Genomic DNA, 21,690 nt, shown 5'->3' with positions numbered 1-21,690 from the left:
CGGAAGAAGCAAGATCATGACCGAAGTACGCACCGAACGGATCGGCAGCACCCTGCTGATCACGATCGACCGGCCGCAGGCCCGCAACGCGGTCAACGCCGCCGTCGCGGCCCAGCTGGCCGCCGCCCTCGACGAACTCGAGAGCGACCCCACGCTCCGGGCGGGCGTCCTGACCGGAGCCGAGAACACCTTCAGCGCCGGGATGGACCTCAAGGCCGCGCTCAAGGGCGAGTCTCCGGACATCCCGGGCCGCGGGTTCGGCGGCCTGACGGAAGCCGAGCTGACCAAGCCGCTGATCGCCGCGGTCGAAGGGTTCGCCATGGGCGGCGGGTTCGAACTCGCGCTGGGCTGTGACCTGATCGTCGCCGCGGAAGACGCCACGTTCGGGCTCCCCGAAGTCAAGCGCGGCCTGATCGCCGCGGGTGGCGGGGTGATCCGGCTGCCCCAGCGGATCCCGCACCACCTGGCGATGGAGTTCCTGCTCACCGGCGAGCCGGTCACCGGCCGCCGCGCCGGGGAGCTGGGCCTGGTCAACCGCGTGACGCCGGCCGGCGACGCCGCCGCGGTCGCGGTGGGCCTCGCCGAGAAGCTGGCGGAGAACGCGCCGCTGGCCCTCGCCGCCGTCAAGAAGATCGTGCGTGCCGCGGATCCCAAGGCCGCGCAGCGCGAAGAAATCAAGAAGCTGATGCAGTCCAAGGACGTCCGCGAGGGCATGACCGCCTTCGCCGAGCGCCGCGCTCCGAAGTGGACAGGCGAATGAAGATCGAAGAAGTCCGGCAGCACGTGACGACCCCGCTGACCGCCCCGGCGTTCGCGCCCGTGGTCCCGAGGTTCACCGACCGCGAGTACCTGAACATCGTCTACCGCACCGACGCCGACGCCCTGCGCGCCGTCGTTCCCGAGCCGCTGCAGGTCGAAGAACCGTTGGTGCGCTTCGAAGTCATGAAGATGGGCGACGTCTCCGGCTACGGCCCGTACACCGAGTCCGGCCAGGCGATCGAGGTCAGCTTCGACGGCGAACGCGGCGAGTACCTGCACGCGATGTACCTGGACAACTTCCCGGCGACCGCGTCCGGGCGCGAGGTCAGCGCCTACCCCAAGACCGCCGGCAGCCCGAAGCTCTATGTCGACAACGGCGTCCTGGTGGGCACGTTGGACTACGGGACGCTCCGGGTGGCGACCGCGACCATGGGCTACAAGCACCACGAGCTGGACGCCCGCGAGGCCGAACGCCAGATCACCGTCCCGACGTTCATGCTCAAGACGATCCCCGGCTACGACGGCGCCCCGCGCGTCCAGGAGCTGGTCCGCACCGAGATCACCGACGTCGTGGTCAAGGAGGCCTACACCGGCCCGGCGCGGCTGCAGCTGTTCCAGCACGTCCTGGCCCCGCTGGCGGATCTCCCGGTGCTGGAGGTCGTCTCCGCGAGCCACATCCGCACCGACCTGACGCTCGCCCCGGTCAAGCCGGTCTTCGACTACCTGAAGGGAGCGCAGTCATGAAGTTCGCCAACGCCGCCGTCATCGGCGCCGGCACCATCGGCCTGTCCTGGACGGCCCTGTTCGCGAGCCACGGCCTGACCGTCCGGGTGACCGACCCCCGCCCCGACCTCGCCGACGCCGTCGAAGCAGCGCTGAAGACGTACGCTCCGCACCTCGGCACGACCGCCGAAGACCTGGCGAACCGCGTGCACATCGCCGCCGACGTCACCGAGGCCGTGCGGGACGCGGATGTCGTGCAGGAGAACGGTCCCGAGAACGTCGAGTTCAAAAAGGACCTGTTCGGCCGGCTCGTCGAGCAGGCTCCGAAGCACGCGCTGTTGCTGAGCTCGTCGAGCGCCATTCCGTCCACGGCCTTCACCGGCGAGATCGACGGCAGCCGCGTCCTCATCGGACACCCGTTCAACCCGCCGCACCTGATCCCGCTGGTCGAGGTGGTCCCCGGTACGCACACCAGCGACGAATCGGTGCAGGCAGCCGTGGACTTCTACACCTTCGTCGGCCGGACGCCGGTCGTGGAGCGCAAGGAGATCCCCGGGTTCGTCGGCAACCGCCTGCAGAACGCGCTGAGCCGCGAAGCGATCTACCTCGTCGAGCAGGGCGTCGTCACGCCCGAAGACCTCGACAAGGTGATCACCAACTCGCTCGGCATCCGCTGGGCCACGGTCGGGCCGTTCCTCGGCTCGCACCTGGGCGGCGGCCCCGGTGGCTACCGGCACATGGCCGAGCACATCGGCAAGTCCATGAAGAAGATGTGGGCCGGGCTGGGCACTCCCAGCCAGAGCCCCGAAGAGCAGGAACGGCTGATCGAAGCCGTCGAAAAGGCTTACGGCTCCTCCACGTATTCGGAACTCGCCGAGACGCGCGACCGCAAGCAGCTCGCCATCCTGTCCGCATTGGAGGAGAACTGAAATGGAACCGCTGAAGGACAAGCTCACCGCCGACTTCTACGACTTCGAGGCGCTGCTGCCGGACGACGAGCGCAAGCTGCTGGTCCAGGCGCGCGAGTTCATGCGCAACGACGTCAAGCCGCTGGTCAACGAGAACTGGGAAGCCGGCACGTTCCCGAAGGAACTGATCGGGATGTTCCGCGGCGCCGGCCTTGCGGGCCTGCCCTACGAGGGCTACGGCGAGCACAAGGAAGCGGTCAGCCACCTGCTCACCGGCATGATGGCGATGGAGATGAGCCGCACCGACGCGTCCGTGGCGACGTTCTTCGGTGTCCACAACGGACTCGCGATGTACTCCATCTACTCCGGCGGCAGCCAGGAGCAGCGCGACCGCTGGCTCCCCGAGATGGCCGCGATGGACAAGATCGGCGCGTTCGCGATGACCGAGCCGCTGGGCGGCTCCGACGTCGCCGGCGGCATGCGCACCACGGCCAAGCGTGACGGCGACAGCTGGGTCCTCAACGGCGCCAAGAAGTGGATCGGCAACGCCACCTTCGCCGACTACGTCGTGGTGTGGGCCCGGGACCTCGACGACAACCACGTCAAGGGTTTCGTCGTCGAGAAGGGCACGCCGGGCTTCGTGGCGGAAAAGATCCAGGGCAAGACCGCGTTCCGGATCGTCGAAAACGCCGAAATCACCCTGACCGACGTCCGCGTGCCGGAGGAGAACCGCCTGCAGGGCATCAACTCCTTCCGCGACGTCGCCGAGATCCTGCGCGCCACCCGCGGCGGCGTGGCCTGGCAGGCACTGGGCGTGATGATCGGCGCCTACGAGCTCGCACTGGGCTACGCCAAGCAGCGGCAGCAGTTCGGCCGGCCGATCGCCCGCTTCCAGCTGGTGCAGGACCTGCTCGTGAAGAGCCTCGGCAACATCACCGCCTCCTGGGGCATGCTGGTGCAGCTGGCCCGCCTGCAGGACGCGAGGATCTTCCAGGACGAGCACTCGTCGCTGGCGAAGGCGTTCGTCACCTCGCGGATGCGGGAGGTCGTCGCCTGGAGCCGGGAGATCTTCGGCGGCAACGGGATCGTGCTCGACTACGACGTCGCCCGGTTCTTCGCCGACGCCGAGGCGATCTACTCCTTCGAGGGCACGCGCGAGATGAACACCCTGATCGTCGGCAAGGCGATCACGGGACAGTCCGCCTTCGTGTGAGGCTCAGTTGACGCAGCCGGCGGCCGTGGTGGTCGCCGGCTGCTTCGTGTCCGAAGTGCCCGGCTGCGGTGTCTTCGTTCCGGTGGCCGCGACCGGCTTGACGCCGCCGGTCGTGTCGTCGCCTGAAGCCCGGACGGCCGGGGTGCTGACGGCCGTGCGGACGAACTGCTGGACCTGGGCCGGGTCGACCTTCACCGCGTCGCCGTCGTAGGGCGTCTGCAGTGACAGGCTCTGCACCGGGATCGTGACGAACGCGATCGCGCCCGAGGTCATCCCCCGCAGCTGCTGCGCGAAGCTCAGGATGTCCCAGCCCCGGTCGAGCACGACCGCCCCCTGCACCGCGCTGACCAGGCCGGACAGCTTCGCCGGGTCGGTGAACGTGCCGGTGTTCAGCACGGTCTTCGCCATTCCCGACAGGAACGCCTGCTGCCGCGCGATCCGGTCCAGGTCGCCGTTCGGCAGGCCGTGGCGCTGCCGGACGAAGGCGAGCGCCTGCGCCCCGGACAGCGTCTGCGTCCCGGCCGGGAAGTCCGCGCCGGAGTAGCTGTCGTGCACCGGCGCCTTGAGGCAGACCTCGACGCCGCCGACGGCCTGCGACAGCGCGTCGAAGCCGGCGAGGTTGATCGCCGCGTAGTGGTTGATCGTCAGGCCGGTGAACTTCTCCACGGTCTGGATCGCCGTCTTGGCGCCCACCGCGTTCGCCGCCACCTCCAGCTGCGCGCCGGACAGCCCCTGGGCGCGCAATCCGGACATCGAGGCGTTCTTGCCGCGGCTGTACGCCGAGTTGATCTTGTGCTTGCCGTATCCGCCCGCGATGTCCACATAGGAGTCGCGCGGGATCGAGATCGCGGTCGCCGCCGCCCCGCCCGCCGGGATGTGCACCACGATCATGGTGTCGGTGGTGTCGCCGCCGTCGTCGCCGCTTCCGGCGTGCAGCGCGTCGAGCACGTTCTGTGGCAACGGGTTGCCGTACGCGTCGGTTCGGGCGTCGATCCCGACGAGCAGGAGGTTCTGGGCGACCTTCAGCGGTTCGCCGGGCGGGGTGTCATCGTTGTCGACCTGCGCGGCGGGCGGGATCACGTCGGCGGTGACGATGCCGGCGTCCAGGCCGCTCAGCTGCGTCCACAGGTAGCCGGTGGCGCCGAGCACCACCGTGGAGACGACGCCGAGCGCGACCCGGCCGCCGATGCGGCGCCCCCGCGACGACAACAGCACGACACTTCCCCTTGCTTCCCGCTGACGGTTCCCCTCTCCCGAGGATCACCGCGTTAGCTGGGAATCAGCTGAGAAAGTTGTCGGAATGCTGTGACGCTGCCCGATCGGCCGAGCGCGGCGGCCGGTTTTGCCACGCACGGTACCGAAGTGCGCACGGGAAAGTGCTGTGGCACAAGCCACAACGGCCTCAGCGCGGCATCCGGCGCCAGATCGCGCGCGGCAGCAGACGCATCGCGAAGAAGACCGGACGGAGTACCCCGGGCACCCAGACGACCCCGCGGCCACGGCGCAGCGCCGCGACCGTCGCGTCGGCGACCTGGTCCGGGGTGCTGGAGAACGGCGCCGGCGACATGCCCTCGGTCATCCGGCCGATCACGAACCCGGGCCGGACGAGCAGGAGCTGCACCCCCGAACCGTGCAGCGCGTCGGCGAGGCCGCTCGCGAAGCCGTCGAGCCCGGCCTTGGCGGAGCCGTAGACGTAATTCGCGCGGCGCACCCGTATCCCGGCCACCGACGAGAACACGACGAGCCGGCCGTGCCCCTGCGCGCGCAGCAGGTTCGCGGCGTGAGTCAGCACGCTGACCTGGGCGACGTAGTCCGTGTGCACGATCGCGGCGGCGTGGGCGCTGTCCCGTTCGGCGCGGGCCTGGTCACCGAGGACGCCGAAGGCGAGCACGACGGTTTCGAGCGGCCCGTGCTCGGCCGCGACCTTGTCGAGGAAGGTGCCGTGCGCGGCCAGGTCGTCGGCGTCGAACTCGGCCGTGTCCACCGTTTCGGCACCGGCGGCACGCAGCGCGGCCACCTCCGCGGCCAGGTCCGCACCCGGCCGCGCGGCCAGGACGAACCGCCGCACATCCCCGCTGACCAGGCGTTTCGCCACGGCCAGCCCGATTTCACTGCGTCCGCCGAGCACCAGCACCGTTCCGCTCATGGACGCAGTCTTCCAGCCCGGATGCGCTAGCGTGCCGGCGTGGGTGAGGACTTCGAGACGCTCGTCGAACGGCACCGCCGGGAGATCCAGGTGCACTGCTACCGGATGCTCGGGTCACTGGCCGATGCGGAAGACCTCACGCAGGAGACGTTCCTGCGCGCGTGGAAGGCCCGGGACAGCTTCGAAGGCCGGGCGAGCGTGCGGACCTGGCTCTACCGGATCGCGACGAACGCGTGCCTCGACGTCCTCGCCCGCCGTCCGCGGCGCGTGCTGCCCGACCAGCTCGGCCCGGCGGGCGAGCCGGCGGGCCCGGTCACCGCCGTCGACCTGCCGTGGCTCGAGCCGTACCCGGACCGGCTGCTCGACGGCGCGGGCCCGGCCGACGCCGTGGTCGAGCGGGAGACCATCGAGCTGGCCTACCTCGCCGCCGTCCAGTACCTGCCGCCCCGCCAGCGGGCCGCGCTGATCCTGCGGGACGTCCTCGGCTGGTCCGCGAAGGAAACGGCGTCGCTGCTCGAGACGAGCGTCGCGTCGGCCAACAGTGCCCTCCAGCGGGCCCGTGCGACGTTGCGTGAGCGGTTGCCCGCGCGGCGTGCCGAGTGGACGGCGGGCGACCCGACGGCCGAGGAAACCGCGCTGCTCAAGCGGTTCATCGCGGCGTACCAGGACGGCGACCCGGCCGCGGTCGCCCGGCTGCTGCGCGCGGACGCCCAGGCGATCATGCCGCCGTACCCGCTCTGGTTCGGCAACCGCGCCTCGATCATCCACGCTCTGTCGCTGTCGATGGACCCCGCGTCGCCGCACTGCATCGGGCGGTTCCGGATGCGGCCGGTCCGCGCCAACCGCCAGCCCGCGGTGGCCGGCTACCTGCGTCGCCCGGGAGAGCGCGAATACCGCTGGTTCGGCGTCACCCTCCTCACGATCGAGGACGGGCTGATCACGGCGATGGCCGCGTTCGAGTCGGCCACGGCGGCGGCGTGGGACCTGCCGGCGACGTGGCCGGGCGACCGCGATGCCAGGTCCGCGTGAAAGATGCACCGAATCGCATGTTCACCCACTGATGGGGAACGGTGAAAAAAGCCCGGGTGGGTGATCCGCGAGGAATCACCCACCCGGGCGCGCACACGACCGGAATGAAATTTCTTCCGGATTCTGTGTTTATGCTCGAGGCCGCCGGGAAGAGGTCACCGGCAGCGCGTCAGGCCGCTCGGTGCCGCTGTGGCGCGGTACGCACCAGCCGGCGGCGTTCGTCCGCGGTGGTGCCACCGAAGACGCCGTGGTCCAGGCCGTTGTCGAGCGCGTAGCCGAGACATTCGGCGCGTACCGGGCAGCGCGCGCACACGGCCTTCGCCTGTGCGGTCTGCCGGGCGCCGGGCCCCACCTCGGAGATCGGGAAGAACAGTTCCGGGTCCTCGTCCTTGCAGGCCGCGAGTTCCGCCCAGCCCGTCATCGTGGCTTCCATTTCCTTCGTTCACCTCCTTCTCTACTACTACTGCTTCCCATTGTTGGGGCGCGTCAACCGACTTAACTCCGGCGGACGCGCGAGCGTATCCGCCTGGGTCAAGGGGGTTTTGGCTTCGGTCCCCGGCTCACCCTCCGGGCAACCAAGACTGCAACACATGAGAGTACGCCCTTCTTCCCGGGATCTCGATGTCGATCACGTCACCCGATCGGCGAAGCCCGCCCATGGCGCACCGCGGCCGAACGGTTGCGGACCGTCGGCTTTTGCGTTGTCCGGACGGGGTTTCCGGCTCCGGCATGATCGAAACACGGTGATCGCATCCGGCTGGGGGCCCGCCGCCCGCCCGTCCGGAACCCGCCGTTCGCGCACCGGTTGTCACGACGCGTCACCAACGCAACGCGGTGCATTACTCCTACCGAGCAGTCTTGATCGGATCGTTACACGTGGGCGGCACCTCAGCGCACCTGTCCTTGTGAGGCGAGGGGTGGTGAGGAGTCCGTGCACGGTCACGACGAGTTCGACGCGTTCTTCCGCGCCGACTTCCCGCAGCTCGTCGCCTTCCTCTGCAAGGCCGGGTTCGAGGTCGAGACGGCGCGTGACGTGGCCGCCGAGGCGATGCTGCACGCGCTGGAGGCGTGGCCGACCCTCGAGGACCCGCGGGCCTGGGTCCGCCGGGTCGCCGGGCGGCTGCTGGACGCGCCGGGCGGCGGCCGGGCGGACTGGACCCTGGCGGGCGACCCGCGGGACGACGAGGAACTCACCGGGCTGGTCGAGCAGCACGCGGGACTCATCGACCTGCTCGCCTCCCTCCCCGGCCGGCAGCGGATGGTCCTGGCGTGGTCACTCGACGGGTTCACGCCCGCCGAAATCGCGGAGGCGCTCCGGATCGCCCCCGCGACCGTCCGTTCCACCCTCCGCCACGTGCGGGAACGACTCCGGCGCCACCGGGCCGCACGGCACGGTGACCAGCGGGACAGGGAAAGGTGAGCGTTATGCCGGCAACCGAGTACGGGGATCGCGCGATCACCGAGCTGCTGCGCGCGTCCAACGCCGCGCTGCACGACTCGCTGCGCGCCGGCCTCGACGTCGAGGGCACCCTGCTGCGGGTGCGCAGCCGGGCGCTCGTCCGGGAGATCGCCGCGGCCCCGCCTCCCGAAGCGTTCCCGCCGCACTGGCGGCGGCACGACGAGCCGGTCGCCGCCGCGATCGCCGGTGACTACGCGGCCACCGCCCGCCTGCTGGCCACCATCCGGCCGCTGGTCGTCCGCTACTGCCGGGCCCGCGTCGGCCGCCACGAGCGGTCCTTCGCCTCGGCGGACGACGTCGCCCAGGAGGTCTGCCTGGCCGTGCTCACCGCGCTGCCGTCCTACCACGACCAGGGCCGCCCGTTCCTGGCGTTCGTCTACGGGATCGCCCAGCACAAGGTCGCCGACGCCCACCGCGCGGCGGCCCGCAACCGCGCCGACCCGGTGCCCGAGGTCCCCGACGGCGTCAGCGAATCCGCCGGCCCGGAACAGCAGGCCCTGCGGTTCGAGCTGAACGAGCGGCTGGCCCGGCTGCTGGACGTGCTGCCGGCGAAGCAGCGGGAGATCGTGGTGCTGCGGGTGGTGGTCGGCCTGTCGGCGGAGGAGACGGCGGCGGCCGTGGGCTCGACCCCGGGCGCGGTCCGCGTCGCCCAGCACCGCGCGCTGGGGCGCCTGCGCCGCCTGCTCACCGGCGAAGAGGGCTAGGAATCGCGCCGGACGCGCTCGAGGACGAACTCCGCCAGCGCCGCGGCCGGCCCTTCCACCGATTCGCGGGCGAGCAGCATGAACTCGATGTCGCCGGGGTCGGGCAGGCCGTCGAGCTGGATCAGGTCGGCCGGGACCAGGCTGCGCGCGTGCAGGGTGACGCCCAGCCCGGCCGCCGCCGCGGCCCGCAGGCCGGTGAGGCTGGAGGTCTGGCACGCCGCGCGCCACTCGAGGCCCGCCCGCTCGAGGCACTCCACCGCCAGCTGCCGCGTGATCGACGGCATCGGGTACTGCACCAGCGGCACCGGCTGCCCCGGTTCCAGCACCGTGGCGGCCGAGCCGATCCAGACCAGCGGCTCCCGCCAGAGCAGCCGGCCGTGGTGCGCGCCCGGCCGGCGCTTGCCCAGCACCAGGTCGAGCCGGCCGGCCCGCAGCCGCTGGGCCAGGACGTCCGACAGCTCGACGGTCAGCTCGACGTCGACCAGCGGGTGACTGCGGCGCAGCCGGTGCAGGATCTCCGGCAGCTCGCCGAGCGCGAAGTCCTCGGACACGCCGAACCGCACGCGGCCGCGCAGCTCGGCGCCGCGGAAGTGCCGCTGCGCGCGCTCTTCGGTGTCCACGATCGTCTGCGCGAACCCGAGCATCGCCTGTCCCCGCGCGGTGAGCTCGACGGTGTGGGTGTCGCGGGCGAACAGCAGCCCGCCCGCGTCGCGCTCGAGCCGCCGGACGTGCTGGCTGACGGTCGGCTGGCCGACCCCGAGCCGCCGCGCGGCCGCGGTGAAGCTGCGCGTCTCGGCGACGGCGAGGAACGAACGGCACAGGCGGGGATCCAGCACCCGGGCAGGTTATCGCGATTCGCGATGACAGTCAGTCCGGTCATCGGGGTTCACAATGAGCGCGGGGTGGCTGAGAATTGTTTCGGAAGGAGATCCATGCCCCGTCTCGACCCGTTCGTCATCGCCATCCTCGCCACCGTCGGCGTCGCCACCCTGCTCCCCGCGTCCGGCGCGGTGGCCGGCGGCTTCGGCGCCGCCACCACCATCGCCGTCGGCCTGCTGTTCTTCCTGTACGGCGCCCGGCTGTCCACTCAGGAGGCCCTGGACGGGCTGCGGCACTGGCGGCTGCACGCGGTGGTGCTCGGCGCGACGTTCGTCCTGTTCCCGCTGCTCGGCTTGGCACTGTTCCTGCTCCCCGCCTCGGTGCTGCCGCCGCAGCTGGCCGCGGGCGTGCTGTTCCTGGCCGTGCTGCCTTCGACGGTGCAGTCGTCGATCGCGTTCACGTCGATCGCCCGCGGCAACGTCGCGGCGGCGATCTGCAGCGCGTCCCTGTCCAACCTGGCCGGCATCGTGCTGACCCCGCTGCTGGTGGCGCTGCTGCTGGCCGGCGACGGCGCGGGCGTCGACGGCTCGGCCGTGCTCGGGATCGTGCTGCAGCTGCTGGCACCGTTCGTGGCCGGCCAGCTGGCACGGCGCTGGATCGGCGGCTGGATCAAGCGCCACTCGGCACCGCTGAAGCTGGTCGACCGCGGTTCGATCCTGCTGGTGGTCTACACGGCGTTCAGCGCGGGTATGACGGAAGGCATCTGGCACCGCCTCGACGTCGGGCACCTGCTGGTGCTGGTCGTGGTGTGCGGCGTGCTGCTCGCGGCGGTCCTGGCCGCGACCGGCTGGGGTGCCCGCCTGCTGGGCTTCGCCCGCGCGGACCGGATCACCATCGTGTTCTGCGGCTCGAAGAAGAGCCTGGCCAGCGGCCTGCCGATGGCGACCGTCCTGTTCGGACACGCGCAGGTCGGGCTGATCGTGCTGCCGCTGATGCTGTTCCACCAGATCCAGCTGATCGTCTGCGCGACGCTGGCTCGCCGCTACGCCGCCGCCTCGGAGGAGGCCGGGGAGCTCGTGGCCGCCTGAGCCGAAGTGCACGGATCAGTTCAATGTGGACAGTTTGCGGCCGGCGCGGAACAGCGGGCACCGGTAACAGCAGCGGCCGGGGGAACGACTGGGGATGCGTGAACGCACTGGGGAGAAACCACAGGGGAATCGGGACACGCACCGCGCTCGCCGCACTGGCCGGCGCCGCGGTGGTCACGGCGGGCGCGGTGGCGTTCGGCGGTGCGTCGGCCGCCGTCGGGCCGGCCCCGGCGCCGATCGTCCAGGCGGCGCAAGCCTCCTGCCTGACCGACGGCGCCGGACTGTGCACGGTCACCCACGGCCTCGGCCGGGTGCCGGAGGTGATCGTGGTGTCGGCGAACACGCCGGGCCAGTTCAACGGCTTCATGCTCAACACCGTGCAGGGTTCGTTCACCGCCACCACCTTCCAGGTGCGGGCGATGTTTTCGCAGACCACGCCGAAGACGTTCGGCCAGATCTGGTTCAGCTACGCGGCTTACGCCACGGCGACGGCTCCCACGACGCCGGCGACCACCACACCGACCACCCCGAGCATGACTCCGACCCCGGCAACCACGTCGCAGGCGGCGAGCTGAACGGATTCCGCAGCAATTGCCTTGCCCACCAAGGATTTCCGTCACCGCGGCCGGGGCGAAGGCTTCTTCCGCAGTTCCTCCGCGAAGATGGCGTCGACGCGCGAAGCCGCCCGGCGCAGGGCACGGACCGCGGAAGCGATCAGCAACGCGAGAGTGAGCGTGAACAACAGCACCAAGCCGACGGTCGCGGGGTTCGCCACGAGAACCTCCCGGTACTGGTGCGCGAGGTAGCCCAAGCCCGCCCCCGCGGTGAACGCGTCCAGCAACGCCAACCGGGCCGCCCGGTGCCGGGACGAGCTGACCCGCAGAACAGAGGCCATCGCTTCCTCCCGCCGTTCCGGTCAGCGGTGACGCCCTTGCAACCTAGACGAGCCTGCGCCGCTCGGCGGGCACTTCAACCTGTTTGGCCTACCGGATCTGCCCGGATGGCCGCTGTGATAACTTGGAGCGAACTGAGTGTTTTGTGCACATGCAAATCCTCGTGCCGCCTACGCGCCGAGGCCAGGGGGCGGTAGCTCAGTTGGTTAGAGCAGGGGACTCATAATCCCTTGGCCGCGGGTTCGAGCCCCGCCCGCCCCACGAGACGGATCGTCTTGTTCGCGATGCCTTCGGCCTCGCTCCCGGTGTCCGCAGTATCTTCCCGGGGGATAACCCCCGGACCCCCAGCGGCGCAACGCGGCTCGCCTTGCGCTGCGCGCGCCACGCGGCTCACCTTGGGCGCATCGGGCCTTCGTCAGTCGATGCGGTTTTTCTGCGTTCACCAGCCATTTGCGTAGTGCGGTCGCGGGGGTCGACGTCCCCCAGCGCGGCAGCGATCCGATCCACCCGGTCCAGTATTCACACGGGAGGAATGTCTTCGCTCGGTAGCCAGCGCAGGCCGTAGGCGTAGCCCAGCTGCGGTGCGCTGAACTCCTGCGCGACCTCGCACGCGCCGTCGAGCGGCAGCGCCGGGCCCGGCTGGGGCGGGTCGGCGAGCACCGACGGCGGCACCCGGTCCAGCCGCCACACCACCCGCGGCGGCCGCCGCGGGTCGAAGCGGACCCGCAGGGTGAACGACTCGCACGTCACCAGCGGCACGAACACGTACGACGGCCGGGTCGGCCGGCCGTCCTGGAGGCGGAACACCAGGGAGTACGTGTGGCTGTCGCCGCGGGACAGCGGCCGCGGCAGGTCGAGCAGCCAGCGGAAGTGCCGCTGGCCCTCCCGGTGGCCGGCGCTGATCCGGGCGCCGTGCCGCGCGTCCGCGGCGACGTGCCGCTCGCCGTCCCGGTCGTCGTAGGTGCGGGGCACGGTGAACTGAGCGGAAATCCGGCCGAGGTCGTCGGTGGTCGCCACGATCAGGCGTTCCTCGGTCACCTCGGGTTCGGGGGTGTCGAGCCGCACGAGCACCTTGAGCCGCTTGACGAACCAGCCCTTGTCCGGGTCGGGCACGCCGTCGCCCGGCCGCGTGCCGGCCTCGATCTCCGCGGCGAGCCGGGCGAACGAGCGGTCGATCCGCCGCCGGGCCGTGCGCTCGGAGACGCTCAGGCGTTCGGCGAGGATCCCGATCCGGTCGCTGAGCAGGGCGTGCTGCGCGCCGGGGGCGATGGCCAGCGCGACGTTCACCGCCAGCCGGTCGTCGGCCGGGAAGTCCGCGATCGCGGCGGAAATCGCTTCGCGCAGAACCCGCCGCGCGTCACGGTCGCTCGTCGTCCGGTGGATTTCGCACCAGCCGGAGACGAGCGGCCCGAGCCGGCTGCGCAACCGTTCGGCTTCCACTCCCCAGCCGCGCCGCAACGTGGTGAGTTCCCGGAGCAGCCCGTCCTTGTGTGCCATGGGATTTCCATTGTGGCACGCGGACTTCGCGGCGATCGGCGGCGCCGGCTGCGCCGATCAGGTGATTCGGGGGTGGCCTGCCGTTGGCCAGTTCACCGCCGATTCGACCCGGCCGTGGCCCTTTCCCATTCTCCGGTTGCCCGACCATTTTCTGGTCGACATCGGGGAGGAACGTTGCTCGGCACTGTGCACCAGGCCGATGTCGCCGGGGTCCGGCGGCTGGCCCGCGACGGCCTGCTGGCCGGCTCGGCCGCGACCGCCCCGCCTCGCGCGCTCGCCCGGTTGCGCGGCGGGGTCTACAGCGTCGCGTGGCCGCTGGTCTTCACGCGGATCACCCGGCCGCTGGAGCACCGGCGCCGGCACGCGGACTGCGCCCGCGGGCTCGAGTGGCTGCGGCCCGACTGCCTCGACCGCTTCCACGACGATGTCGAAGCGGTGGTGGACCACGCCCTGCGGCGCGCGACGGACCCGATCGAGAACCTGGAGGGCTGGCTCTCGACCCGCCTCAACCCGGCGACGGTCGACGCGCATCGGCGCCGGCGCGGCGAACTCGGGGCGCTGCAACGACCTCGCCTGCCGGCCTGGCTGGGCGACGCCCTCGGCGGCGACCCCTGGCTGTGCGACCTGGCGGTGCAGATCCTGGTCTGGGTGGGGGTGCCGGCCACGGCGGGCGCCGAGCTGTGGCCCCTGGACGGCTGGGCGGCGCGCCGCGCGGAGCTGACGGGCGAGCCGGTGGCGGACCGCGACACCCTCGACGGCGAGGTCCGGCGAGTTCTGGCGGCCATGCGGACGCGGGAGAAGTGGCACGCGGACCACGTGGAGCGCCCGCTGGGCCACAAGCAGGCCCCGGTGGCCCCGATGCCGGCGGAGCTCCCGGCCCTGGAGCTGGTCGGCCGCGACGAGCTGGCGGACGCCCGCCTGGCAGAGCTGGCGGAGGAGGCCCTGACGGCGATCGACGCCCGCTTGCACCGAGGCGAGGACCCGGCGTCGGCGGTCCCCACGGTGCTGCGGCTGGTGTTCGGCGGGATCGGCGAGGAAGCCGTCGGAGGATCGGCCCGCGACGACTGGCTGGTGGCAGCGCTGGCGGACCCGGCGAGGGTGGACGGGATCGTGGCGACGGCACTGGCGATCCTGGGCCGCTGACGGCGACCCGGCTCCCGGCGGCGCGGTTTCGGGGCGCGGCCCGCCGCGATCGCCGGTTGGCCGCAGGCCCCCTGCCAGCCGAGCTCCACCAGCCGCCGGCACTGAATCCGGCCCACACGCACGCAGCCGCCGACGAACCGCACCTGGCGGCCAAAGGCGCTGGGCCAAGCCCGATCCCTCCCACCGCCCGGCCGCGCTCACCGGTCCGAGGCCGCGCCCCGGCCGTCCTCGGCGACCCGGCGGCACCGGGCCTCCAAGGCCGCCACCAGGGTCTCGCCCGGGCACCCGGCCGCCCGGGCTCGTTCGGCCGCGGCCGTCAGCTCGGCCAGCAGGACCTCCCGGACCGCCAGCCGCGCCGGCTCCGGGAGTCTCGAGAACCGGGCCGCTGCTTCGGTCACCCTGGCCTCCTCTCCTCCCGCCCGAGCCCAGACTTCACCTGACGGACAGCATCTCAGCGCCACCACTGCGGGGGCGGGACCGGCAGCTGCAGCGGGCAGCTGCCCGCGTGGCGGCCCGTCCAGCAGTCCGCCAGCCAGCGGGCCAGCGCCACCGGGCCCAGGAGGCTGTCCTCCCACACCGGGGTCAGCTCGCCCGCCCGGCGCAGCACCGCTTCGGCCGTGCCGCAGAACGTCACCACCGCCGCGACCGCCGCGTCGGCGCGTTCGGCGGGCCAGGCGACCGCGGCTCGCGGCAGCCGGGCCGGGATGGCCAGGCCGGTGGCCACCGTGCAGTTGCGCGCCAGCAGCACGGCGAGGTCGAACTCGACCGCTTCCGCGTGACGCTGTCTGGCTCGCCAGCGCGGCGAAGCCGCGGCCGCGTACAGCCCGGCCAACCGGGCGGCGGCCAGCCCGTCCCACACCGTCAAGATCACCGCTCGCGTGTCGGCCGGATGGACCTCGGCGAGCTCGTGGGTGACAGCGCTGAGCCAGGCACAGGGGTCCTTGACTTGACGATCAGCGGCGACAGTCACGGCAGTCAGTTTCCCACCGCGGCGCGCTCCGAACACGAAATGATCATGGTTCAGCCCAGGACCACCCGGTCAGTGGCGAACCGTTGAGCGGCGCCGTAACCCACTCGGGTACGCGGCGTGACCAAATCGTCACTGGTGTGCCATCATGTCGGCGCTCAGTGCCGAGCACGCCCTCCCGACCGTTCCCGCGAAAGGCCCCCACGAGTGATCAAGATCAGCAAAAGCCGGGCCGGCACCCAGCGCGTCACCTTCAGCCTCCCGGCCGGCGCCCCGCCCGGACGGGTGAGCGTCGTCGGCTCGTTCAACGACTGGACCCCGGGCCGCCACCACCTCACCCCGCGGTCCAACGGCCGCCGCTCGGCGTCGGTCGACGTGACGCCGGGGACCGTGCTCCAGTTCCGCTACCTCGGGGAGAACGGCCACTGGTTCGACGACCCCGACCTGCCCGACCGCGCCGACGGCAACTGCGTCTGCACGACCCCCTGACGGCTCAGCCCCGCCGGCGCCGCTTCGCCGGGCCCCCGCCGCGCCGGACCGGCTTGGCCGCGGCGGGCTTGCGCTCCGGGCGCTTGCGTTCCGCCGTCACCTGCGGGCGGCCGCGCGTGCTGTTCACCGTCCGGCCGCGGACGATCCCGATGAACTGCTCCATCAGGTCCGTCGTCTCCTCCTCCAGCCACGACAGCGCGACGCTCGACTGCGGCGCGTCCGCGACCGTCCGGTAGGTGACGTCCCGGCGGTGGTGCAGCCGGGCGAGCGACTGCGGGACCACGAGCACGCCGACGCCGGCCGCGACCAGCTCGATCGCGTCCGCCGTCGTCTCGGGCCGCGAAACCGCCGGCCGGCCCGGCAGCGACTCCCACTCCAGCGTGTCGTCGAGGGCGTGCAGCACGACGTCGTCGGCCAAGTCCACGATGGACACTTCGTCGGCCGCCGCGACCAGGTGGTCCTTGGGCACCACGACCACCGTCGTCTCGGTGTAGAGCGGGATCGCGTGCAGGCCGTCGCGGTCGATCGGGGACCGCAGCAGCGCCGCGTCGGCGTCGCGGGCGCGCAGCAGGCCGGCCGCGTCGGCGGCGGCGACCGGAACCAGGGTCAGCGGCACCTCCGGCACCCGCTCGGCCCAGGTCCGCACCCACTTGGCGGGGGTCGCTCCCGGGACGTAGGCGAGCTTGAAAGAGGTCACCGGGTCAGGTTACCGGGAGTGACGCTGGCTACCCTGGACGGCATGACGTCGCACAAGACCGCCCAGACGATGAAGCCCGCGACCGCGGCGAAGAAGCTGGGCGTGTACCTCGAAGCCACCCCGCGGAGTTCCGGGAGGGCCTCGTCACGCGCGACGAACTGAACGCGCTGCAGGCCGACCCGCCGGAGTGGCTGCGCGAGCTGCGCCGCACCGGCCCGCACCCGCGTCCGGTGGTCGCGGCGAAGCTGGGCGTCTCCATCGGCGGCCTCACCCGCGGCGGGATCACCGAGCCGCTGACCACCGAGCAGATCGACGAGCTGAAGGCGCAGAGCCCGGACTGGCTGGTGCGGGAGCGCGCCACCCAGGCCGAGGTGCGGAAGGAAACCGAGCGGGTCAAGGAAAAGAACCGCTGAGCCGAGCGGCGAGCGCCGCCGGCGCGAAACCCGCGGGTGCCCGTCATGATGGCGGACATGACGACCGACATCTCGCCCGGGGAGGCGGACCGCCTCGACGCCGCGGACGAGCTCGCCGCGTTCCGTGACCGGTTCGTGCCGATCGACGATCCCGGCGTCGTGGCCTACCTCGACGGGAACTCCCTGGGCCGCCCGCTGCGCGCCACCGCGGACCGGCTGCAGGAGCTCGTCGCCCACGAGTGGGGCGGCCGGCTGATCCGGTCCTGGGAAGAGCGCTGGCTCACCCTGCCCGGGGAGATCGGGGACGAGCTCGGCCGCGTCGCGCTCGGGGCCGCGCCCGGGCAGACGATCGTCGCCGATTCGACGTCCGTGTGCCTCTACAAGGCGCTGCGGGCGGCCGTCGCGCTGCGGCCCGGGCGCGACGAGCTCGTCACCGACACCGCGAACTTCCCCACCGACCGGTTCCTGGTCGAGAGCGTCGCCGCCGAACTCGGCCTCACCATCCGCTGGGTCGAAGGCGACGACGTCGCGGCGGTCGTCGGGCCGCGGACCGCCGTCGTCACGCTGTCCCATGTGGACTACCGGTCGGCGGCGATCACCGACCTGGCCGCCGTGACGCGGCTGGTGCACGAGCGCGGCGGCCTCGTCGTCTGGGACCTCTGCCACAGCGTGGGCTCGATCCCGGTCGAGCTGGACGCCGCCGGCGCCGACTTCGCCGTCGGCTGCACGTACAAGTTCCTCAACGCCGGACCCGGCGCGCCCGCGTTCCTCTACGTCAACGCGCGCCACCACGAGGCGTTCGGCCAGCCCATCACCGGCTGGATGGGCGCGGCCGACACCTTCGGCATGGCCGCGGAGTACGTGCCCGCGCCCGGGATCCGGCGGGCGTTGTCGGGCACGCCGCCGGTGCTCGGCATGGTGGGCGTCCAGGAGGGCGTGGCGCTGCTGGCGGAGGTCGGCATCGACCGAGTGCGTGCCAAGGCCGTGGCGCTGGGGCGGTGGGTGCTCGCCCTCGCCGACGCGTGGCTCGTCCCGCTCGGCTTCACCGTCGCTTCCCCGCGCGACGACGAGCGCCGCGGCGGCCACGTCACCCTCCGGCACCCGGACGCCGAACGGCTTTCGCGCGTGCTCATCGATCACGGCGTGCTGATCGACTTCCGCCGCCCCGACGGCATCCGGATCGGGCTGAGCCCGCTCACCACCGGCTTCGCCGAAGTCCGGCGGGCCATGGAGCGCATCCGCGAACTGGCCGGCTGACCCGCACCGCAGTCGTGAGTGGTAAGGCGAGTTAGAACTCTCCTTACCACTCACGACCAGCCGCGGCAGACCACCGACGCGACCTCTGCCACATAGTAGCCATGTAATTAGTAGCCATGTACTGTATCTGGCATGAGCACTCCTGGTCACCTCGTCTGGCGCCTCTCCACGAAGTGGCGGGTGGCGGTGGACCGCGCCCTCGCGCCGATCGGGCTGACGCACGCGCAGTACGTCTTCCTCTCCTCACTCTTCGGCCTGGAACGCGCCGGGGAGAGCCCGAGCCAGCGCGAACTGGCCGACCACACCGGGCTCGAAGCGCTCTACGTCTCCAAGCTCGCCCGCACCCTCGACGCCGACGGCCTGGTCGAACGCACCCGCGATCCCGCCGACACCCGGACCGTCCGGCTGAAACTCACCCCGCGCGGACGCGAGGTGACCGAGCCGGCGATCGCCACCGTGGCCGCGCTCCTCGACCGGCTCCTCGCGCCCCTCGGAGGCCGGGACGGCGACCGCACCGCGGCGCTGGCCCGCGAGCTCACCATCCTCCTCGACACCCCACTGGAGTCCTGAAAGCCATGCTGCACCACGAAGAAACCGGTACCGGCACCCCGATCGTCTTCCTGCACGGCAACCCCGGCTCGTCCCACGGCTGGCGGCACGTCCTGCCGCACGTCGGCGGCGGCCGCCTGCTGGCCCCCGACCTCATCGGCATGGGCCGCTCGCCCAAGCCGGACATCCCCTACTCCTTCGCCGACCACGCAAGCCACCTCGACGCCTGGTTCGACGCGCTCGGCCTGGCCGACGTCGTCCTCGTCGGGCACGACTGGGGCGGCGCGCTCGCCTTCGACCTCGCCGCCCGGCATCCCGGCCGGGTCCGCGGGCTCGCCTTCTTCGAGACCATCGTCAAGCCCATGGCCTGGACCGACCTGTCCCCGCAGGCGGCCGAGCGGTCCCGCAAGATCCGGACGCCGGGTGTCGGCGAGGACATGGTGCTGACGCAGGACCTGTTCGTCCGCCAGGCGTTCACCGGCGGGGTCCGCACCCCGGTCGGCGCCGACGACCTGGCCGCCTACCTCGCCCCGTTCCCGACGCCCGAGAGCCGTCGCCCGGTCCTCGCCTGGGCGCGGCAGCTGCCGCTCGGCGGCGAACCGGCGGAGCTGGTCACGCGCATCGAGGCCTACGACGAGTGGCTGGCCACCAGCGACGGCACGCCGAAGCTGCTCATGACGTTCGAAGGCTCGCCGACGCTGCTCATCGGCGAAGAAATGGCGCGGTGGTGCCGGGACCACATCGCCGCGCTCGACGTCGTCGCGTGCGGGGAAGCCGGGCACCACGCGCAGGAGGACCGGCCCAAGGAGATCGCCGCCGAGATTTCGGCGTGGCTGGACCGGCACGGCCTCCGCTGAGGCGTCACGTGTGCCGCAGGGGCGTCGCCGCCTCGACGCCGAGGACGCGCGCCGCGACCCACGCCAGCGCGTCGGCGGTGCGGGCCGGCGTGTCCGACGGCTGCATGACGTGGCTGAGCACCGTGCGGACGACCAGGTCGATCACCACCGCGACCTGGTCGTCGCCCAGCGGGGGCCGGTAGGCCGCCACGCGGACGGCGAGCATCGCCTTCGCCTGGGTGAGCAGCGCGCCGGCGTCGGTGGTCAGCAGCGGGAGGAGCTCGGGCGCGGAACCGTGGGTCGCCGAGGCGATCGCGCGCAGCAGCGTGTTGTCGTCGGCGAGTTCGAGGACCGCGCGGACGGCGTCGTAGATCGCCTCGACGAGGTCGTCCGGGTGGCGGTCGAAGGCGGCGCCGACGACCGAAAGGAACCGGTCGAGTTCATGCGCGACCATCGCCTCGGCCAGCGCGGCCTTGGAGCCGATCTCGTTGTAGACGGTCTGGCGGCTGACGCCCACCAGCTCCGCCAGCCGGGCCATCGTGACGGCCGGCCACCCCGACTTCGCCGTCAGCTCGATCGCCGCGGCGATGATCGGCCGCCGGTGCTGGCCGCCCTCGGGCGGCGCCGGAAGTGCCCCGCTCATGACCGCCCATTCTAGGTGGTGCCGCTCCCGGCCGGGCTGACCCTCCCCGGCGCGACGAAGTCGACCTTCTCGCGCACGCCGCAGTCCGGGCAGCACCAGAAGTCGGGGATCGCCGCCCACGGTGTGCCCGCCGGGAAGCCCTCCCGCGGGTCGCCGCGCTCTTCGTCGTAGACGTACCCGCAGCCGGGGCACATGCCGCCTTCGGTGGCGTCACCGCGGGTGTCGGCGGCGACGTCGACGGCCGCCGTGACGCGGGTGCCGTAGCGGGCCAGGACCTTGGCGCGCTTGCCCGGCTGGATGTTGGCGCGCGAGATGTCGCCGTCGTAGTGCGCGAGCACCCGCGGGTCCATCACCCGGCGCCACAGCGGCGGCACGAGCGCCAGCACGATCATCCCGGCGTACCCCGTGGGCAGCACCGGCGACTCGGCGAAGTCGCGCAGCGTCTGGTACCGCCTCGTCGGGTTGGCGTGGTGGTCGCTGTGCCGCTGCAGGTGGTAGAGCAGGACGTTGGTGGCGATGTTGTTGGAGTTCCAGCTGTGGCTCGGGTTCACGCGCTCGTAGCGCCGCCGCCCGGGCGCGCCGACCCGTTGCCGCCGCATGCCGTAGTGCTCCATGTAGTTGACGACCTCCAGCAGCGAGAACCCGACCACGGCCTGGACGACCAGGTAGGGCAGCACCCCGGCACCGAGCCAAACGGTCATCGCCGCCCACAGCACCGCGGACATCAGCCAGGCGTTGAGCACGTCGTTGCCGAGCCGGAACGGGTGGCGATCGCGCCGGGCGTAGCGCTTGCGCTCCAGCCGCCACGCCGACTTCAGCGAGCCGAACACGGTCCGCGGCCAGAAGCGGTAGAAGCTTTCGCCGACGCGGCTGCTCGCCGGGTCCTCCGGAGTCGCGACGCGGACGTGGTGGCCGCGGTTGTGCTCGATGTAGAAGTGGCCGTAGAAGCTCTGCGCCAGCGCGATCTTGGACAGCCAGCGCTCGTGGCTCTCCTTCTTGTGGCCGAGTTCGTGCGCGGTGTTGATGCCGATCCCGCCGATGCACCCGATCGACACGGCCAGCCCGATCTTGTCCGCGACGCCGAGGCCGCCGTGGGCGATCAGCCAGAACGCGGCACCGAAGCCGAGGTACTGGACGGGCAGGAAGGCGAAGGTGATCCAGCGGTAGTAGCGGTCGTTCTCCAGCCGCGCGAGGACGTCGTCGGGCGGGTTGCTGCGGTCGAGCCCGGCGAGCAGGTCGATCACCGGCACGACCACGAGGATCACGACGGGCCCGATCCAGAACCACCCGCCCCACCCGGTGGCGGCGTGCAACCCGATGGCGAGGAACGCCAGGGACGGGACCACCAGCCCGATCAGCCACAGGTACCGCTTGCGGTCGCGCCACAGTTCGGTCGAGCCGGCGGGCACGGTCCCGGTCACTTCGGTCATCGCATCCTCCTCGACGGTGAGGTTGACA

At 72.0% G+C, this 21,690-nt stretch carries 25 protein-coding genes, 1 tRNA gene and 1 pseudogene; 16 read left to right on the top strand and 11 right to left on the bottom strand.

The annotated features are described in order from the left end of the window. Positions 1-16: 16 nt before the first annotated feature. Genes AB0M93_RS12200 through AB0M93_RS12185 form a run of 4 tightly spaced genes read left to right on the top strand, consistent with a single transcriptional unit; the run spans position 17 to position 3,603 of the window. A complete protein-coding gene (locus AB0M93_RS12200) occupies positions 17-760 on the top strand; it encodes a crotonase/enoyl-CoA hydratase family protein (RefSeq protein WP_364271684.1) in 744 nt (247 codons plus the stop codon). Beyond that, positions 757-1,503, top strand: a complete 747-nt coding sequence (locus AB0M93_RS12195) for an acetoacetate decarboxylase (RefSeq protein WP_364271681.1) — start codon at positions 757-759, stop codon at positions 1,501-1,503. Before AB0M93_RS12200 ends, AB0M93_RS12195 begins: the two co-directional genes overlap by 4 nt. Then, entirely contained in the window at positions 1,500-2,411 is a 912-nt protein-coding gene (locus AB0M93_RS12190) for a 3-hydroxyacyl-CoA dehydrogenase NAD-binding domain-containing protein (protein ID WP_364271678.1), read from the top strand. The genes AB0M93_RS12195 and AB0M93_RS12190 overlap by 4 nt, the downstream gene beginning before the upstream one ends. A 1-nt stretch (position 2,412) precedes the next feature. Then, entirely contained in the window at positions 2,413-3,603 is a 1,191-nt protein-coding gene (locus AB0M93_RS12185) for an acyl-CoA dehydrogenase family protein (RefSeq protein ID WP_364271675.1), read from the top strand. Between the two features lie 3 nt (positions 3,604-3,606). On the opposite strand, the gene AB0M93_RS12180 is transcribed toward AB0M93_RS12185, so the two are convergent. Next, entirely contained in the window at positions 3,607-4,818 is a 1,212-nt protein-coding gene (locus AB0M93_RS12180) for an LCP family protein (RefSeq protein WP_364271672.1), read from the bottom strand. Positions 4,819-5,005: 187 nt separating this feature from the next. Then, on the bottom strand, positions 5,006-5,749 hold the full coding sequence (locus AB0M93_RS12175; RefSeq protein ID WP_364271669.1) for an SDR family NAD(P)-dependent oxidoreductase: 744 nt from the start codon (positions 5,747-5,749) through the stop codon (positions 5,006-5,008). Positions 5,750-5,788: 39 nt separating this feature from the next. Between AB0M93_RS12175 and AB0M93_RS12170 the strand changes: the two genes are divergently transcribed. Continuing rightward, entirely contained in the window at positions 5,789-6,778 is a 990-nt protein-coding gene (locus tag AB0M93_RS12170; protein WP_364271666.1) for an RNA polymerase subunit sigma-70, read from the top strand. Between the two features lie 169 nt (positions 6,779-6,947). On the opposite strand, the gene AB0M93_RS12165 is transcribed toward AB0M93_RS12170, so the two are convergent. After that, positions 6,948-7,211 (bottom strand): WhiB family transcriptional regulator, encoded by a 264-nt coding sequence (locus tag AB0M93_RS12165; protein ID WP_003056777.1) that lies wholly within the window; start codon positions 7,209-7,211, stop codon positions 6,948-6,950. A 498-nt stretch (positions 7,212-7,709) separates the two neighbouring features. Between AB0M93_RS12165 and AB0M93_RS12160 the strand changes: the two genes are divergently transcribed. Next, positions 7,710-8,198 carry a sigma-70 family RNA polymerase sigma factor gene (locus tag AB0M93_RS12160; protein ID WP_364271663.1) on the top strand — a complete coding sequence of 163 codons (489 nt, stop codon included), beginning with the start codon at positions 7,710-7,712 and terminating at the stop codon, positions 8,196-8,198. Positions 8,199-8,344: 146 nt separating this feature from the next. Continuing rightward, entirely contained in the window at positions 8,345-8,941 is a 597-nt protein-coding gene (gene shbA / locus AB0M93_RS12155; protein WP_364272845.1) for an RNA polymerase sigma factor ShbA, read from the top strand. On the opposite strand, the gene AB0M93_RS12150 is transcribed toward shbA, so the two are convergent. After that, positions 8,938-9,777 (bottom strand): LysR substrate-binding domain-containing protein, encoded by an 840-nt coding sequence (locus AB0M93_RS12150; RefSeq protein ID WP_364271660.1) that lies wholly within the window; start codon positions 9,775-9,777, stop codon positions 8,938-8,940. The genes shbA and AB0M93_RS12150 overlap by 4 nt on opposite strands. Positions 9,778-9,873: 96 nt before the next feature. Between AB0M93_RS12150 and AB0M93_RS12145 the strand changes: the two genes are divergently transcribed. After that, positions 9,874-10,848, top strand: coding sequence for a bile acid:sodium symporter family protein (locus AB0M93_RS12145; RefSeq protein ID WP_364271657.1), 975 nt, complete (start codon positions 9,874-9,876; stop codon positions 10,846-10,848). A gap of 98 nt (positions 10,849-10,946) precedes the next feature. After that, the gene (locus AB0M93_RS12140) at positions 10,947-11,423 is read left to right on the top strand and encodes a hypothetical protein (protein ID WP_364271655.1); all 477 of its coding nucleotides are present in this window, start codon (positions 10,947-10,949) and stop codon (positions 11,421-11,423) included. A gap of 41 nt (positions 11,424-11,464) precedes the next feature. On the opposite strand, the gene AB0M93_RS12135 is transcribed toward AB0M93_RS12140, so the two are convergent. Further along, positions 11,465-11,743: a hypothetical protein gene (locus AB0M93_RS12135; RefSeq protein ID WP_364271652.1), complete on the bottom strand. Its 279-nt coding sequence runs from the start codon at positions 11,741-11,743 to the stop codon at positions 11,465-11,467. Between the two features lie 185 nt (positions 11,744-11,928). Between AB0M93_RS12135 and AB0M93_RS12130 the strand changes: the two genes are divergently transcribed. Continuing rightward, positions 11,929-12,002, top strand: a tRNA-Ile gene (locus tag AB0M93_RS12130). A 258-nt stretch (positions 12,003-12,260) separates the two neighbouring features. On the opposite strand, the gene AB0M93_RS12125 is transcribed toward AB0M93_RS12130, so the two are convergent. Further along, positions 12,261-13,238, bottom strand: a complete 978-nt coding sequence (locus AB0M93_RS12125; protein WP_364271649.1) for a hypothetical protein — start codon at positions 13,236-13,238, stop codon at positions 12,261-12,263. Between the two features lie 174 nt (positions 13,239-13,412). Between AB0M93_RS12125 and AB0M93_RS12120 the strand changes: the two genes are divergently transcribed. Continuing rightward, on the top strand, positions 13,413-14,381 hold the full coding sequence (locus AB0M93_RS12120) for a hypothetical protein (protein ID WP_364271646.1): 969 nt from the start codon (positions 13,413-13,415) through the stop codon (positions 14,379-14,381). 197 nt (positions 14,382-14,578) lie between these two features. Here AB0M93_RS12120 and AB0M93_RS12115 read toward each other — a convergent pair whose 3' ends face one another. Together AB0M93_RS12115 and AB0M93_RS12110 are read right to left on the bottom strand one after the other, a co-directional pair. Beyond that, positions 14,579-14,779: a hypothetical protein gene (locus AB0M93_RS12115; RefSeq protein WP_364271643.1), complete on the bottom strand. Its 201-nt coding sequence runs from the start codon at positions 14,777-14,779 to the stop codon at positions 14,579-14,581. A 53-nt stretch (positions 14,780-14,832) separates the two neighbouring features. Next, positions 14,833-15,351: a hypothetical protein gene (locus tag AB0M93_RS12110; protein ID WP_364271640.1), complete on the bottom strand. Its 519-nt coding sequence runs from the start codon at positions 15,349-15,351 to the stop codon at positions 14,833-14,835. 204 nt (positions 15,352-15,555) lie between these two features. Here AB0M93_RS12110 and AB0M93_RS12105 point away from each other — a divergent pair, with 204 nt between their 5' ends. Then, positions 15,556-15,837 carry an isoamylase gene (locus AB0M93_RS12105; protein WP_364271637.1) on the top strand — a complete coding sequence of 94 codons (282 nt, stop codon included), beginning with the start codon at positions 15,556-15,558 and terminating at the stop codon, positions 15,835-15,837. Between the two features lie 4 nt (positions 15,838-15,841). On the opposite strand, the gene AB0M93_RS12100 is transcribed toward AB0M93_RS12105, so the two are convergent. Continuing rightward, positions 15,842-16,534, bottom strand: coding sequence for a LysR substrate-binding domain-containing protein (locus AB0M93_RS12100; RefSeq protein ID WP_364271634.1), 693 nt, complete (start codon positions 16,532-16,534; stop codon positions 15,842-15,844). Positions 16,535-16,576: 42 nt separating this feature from the next. On the opposite strand from AB0M93_RS12100, the pseudogene AB0M93_RS12095 reads away from it, so the two are divergent. From AB0M93_RS12095 to AB0M93_RS12080, 4 genes and pseudogenes are all read left to right on the top strand, one after another. After that, a pseudogene (locus AB0M93_RS12095) lies at positions 16,577-16,947 on the top strand (DUF5997 family protein). A 57-nt stretch (positions 16,948-17,004) separates the two neighbouring features. Beyond that, positions 17,005-18,204, top strand: a complete 1,200-nt coding sequence (locus AB0M93_RS12090) for an aminotransferase class V-fold PLP-dependent enzyme (RefSeq protein ID WP_364271631.1) — start codon at positions 17,005-17,007, stop codon at positions 18,202-18,204. 132 nt (positions 18,205-18,336) lie between these two features. Next, on the top strand, positions 18,337-18,774 hold the full coding sequence (locus AB0M93_RS12085; protein WP_364271629.1) for a MarR family transcriptional regulator: 438 nt from the start codon (positions 18,337-18,339) through the stop codon (positions 18,772-18,774). Positions 18,775-18,779: 5 nt separating this feature from the next. Beyond that, positions 18,780-19,610, top strand: a complete 831-nt coding sequence (locus AB0M93_RS12080; protein WP_364271628.1) for a haloalkane dehalogenase — start codon at positions 18,780-18,782, stop codon at positions 19,608-19,610. A gap of 4 nt (positions 19,611-19,614) precedes the next feature. Here the strand turns inward: AB0M93_RS12080 and AB0M93_RS12075 are convergent, their stop codons facing one another. Next, the gene (locus tag AB0M93_RS12075; protein ID WP_364271625.1) at positions 19,615-20,232 is read right to left on the bottom strand and encodes a TetR family transcriptional regulator; all 618 of its coding nucleotides are present in this window, start codon (positions 20,230-20,232) and stop codon (positions 19,615-19,617) included. Positions 20,233-20,243: 11 nt separating this feature from the next. Continuing rightward, positions 20,244-21,662: a fatty acid desaturase gene (locus AB0M93_RS12070; protein ID WP_364271622.1), complete on the bottom strand. Its 1,419-nt coding sequence runs from the start codon at positions 21,660-21,662 to the stop codon at positions 20,244-20,246. Between the last annotated feature and the right edge of the window lie 28 nt (positions 21,663-21,690).

Source organism: Amycolatopsis sp. NPDC051102, assembly GCF_040682815.1.
Lineage (GTDB): Bacteria > Actinomycetota > Actinomycetes > Mycobacteriales > Pseudonocardiaceae > Amycolatopsis.
This window is presented reverse-complemented; position numbering and strand designations above follow the sequence as displayed.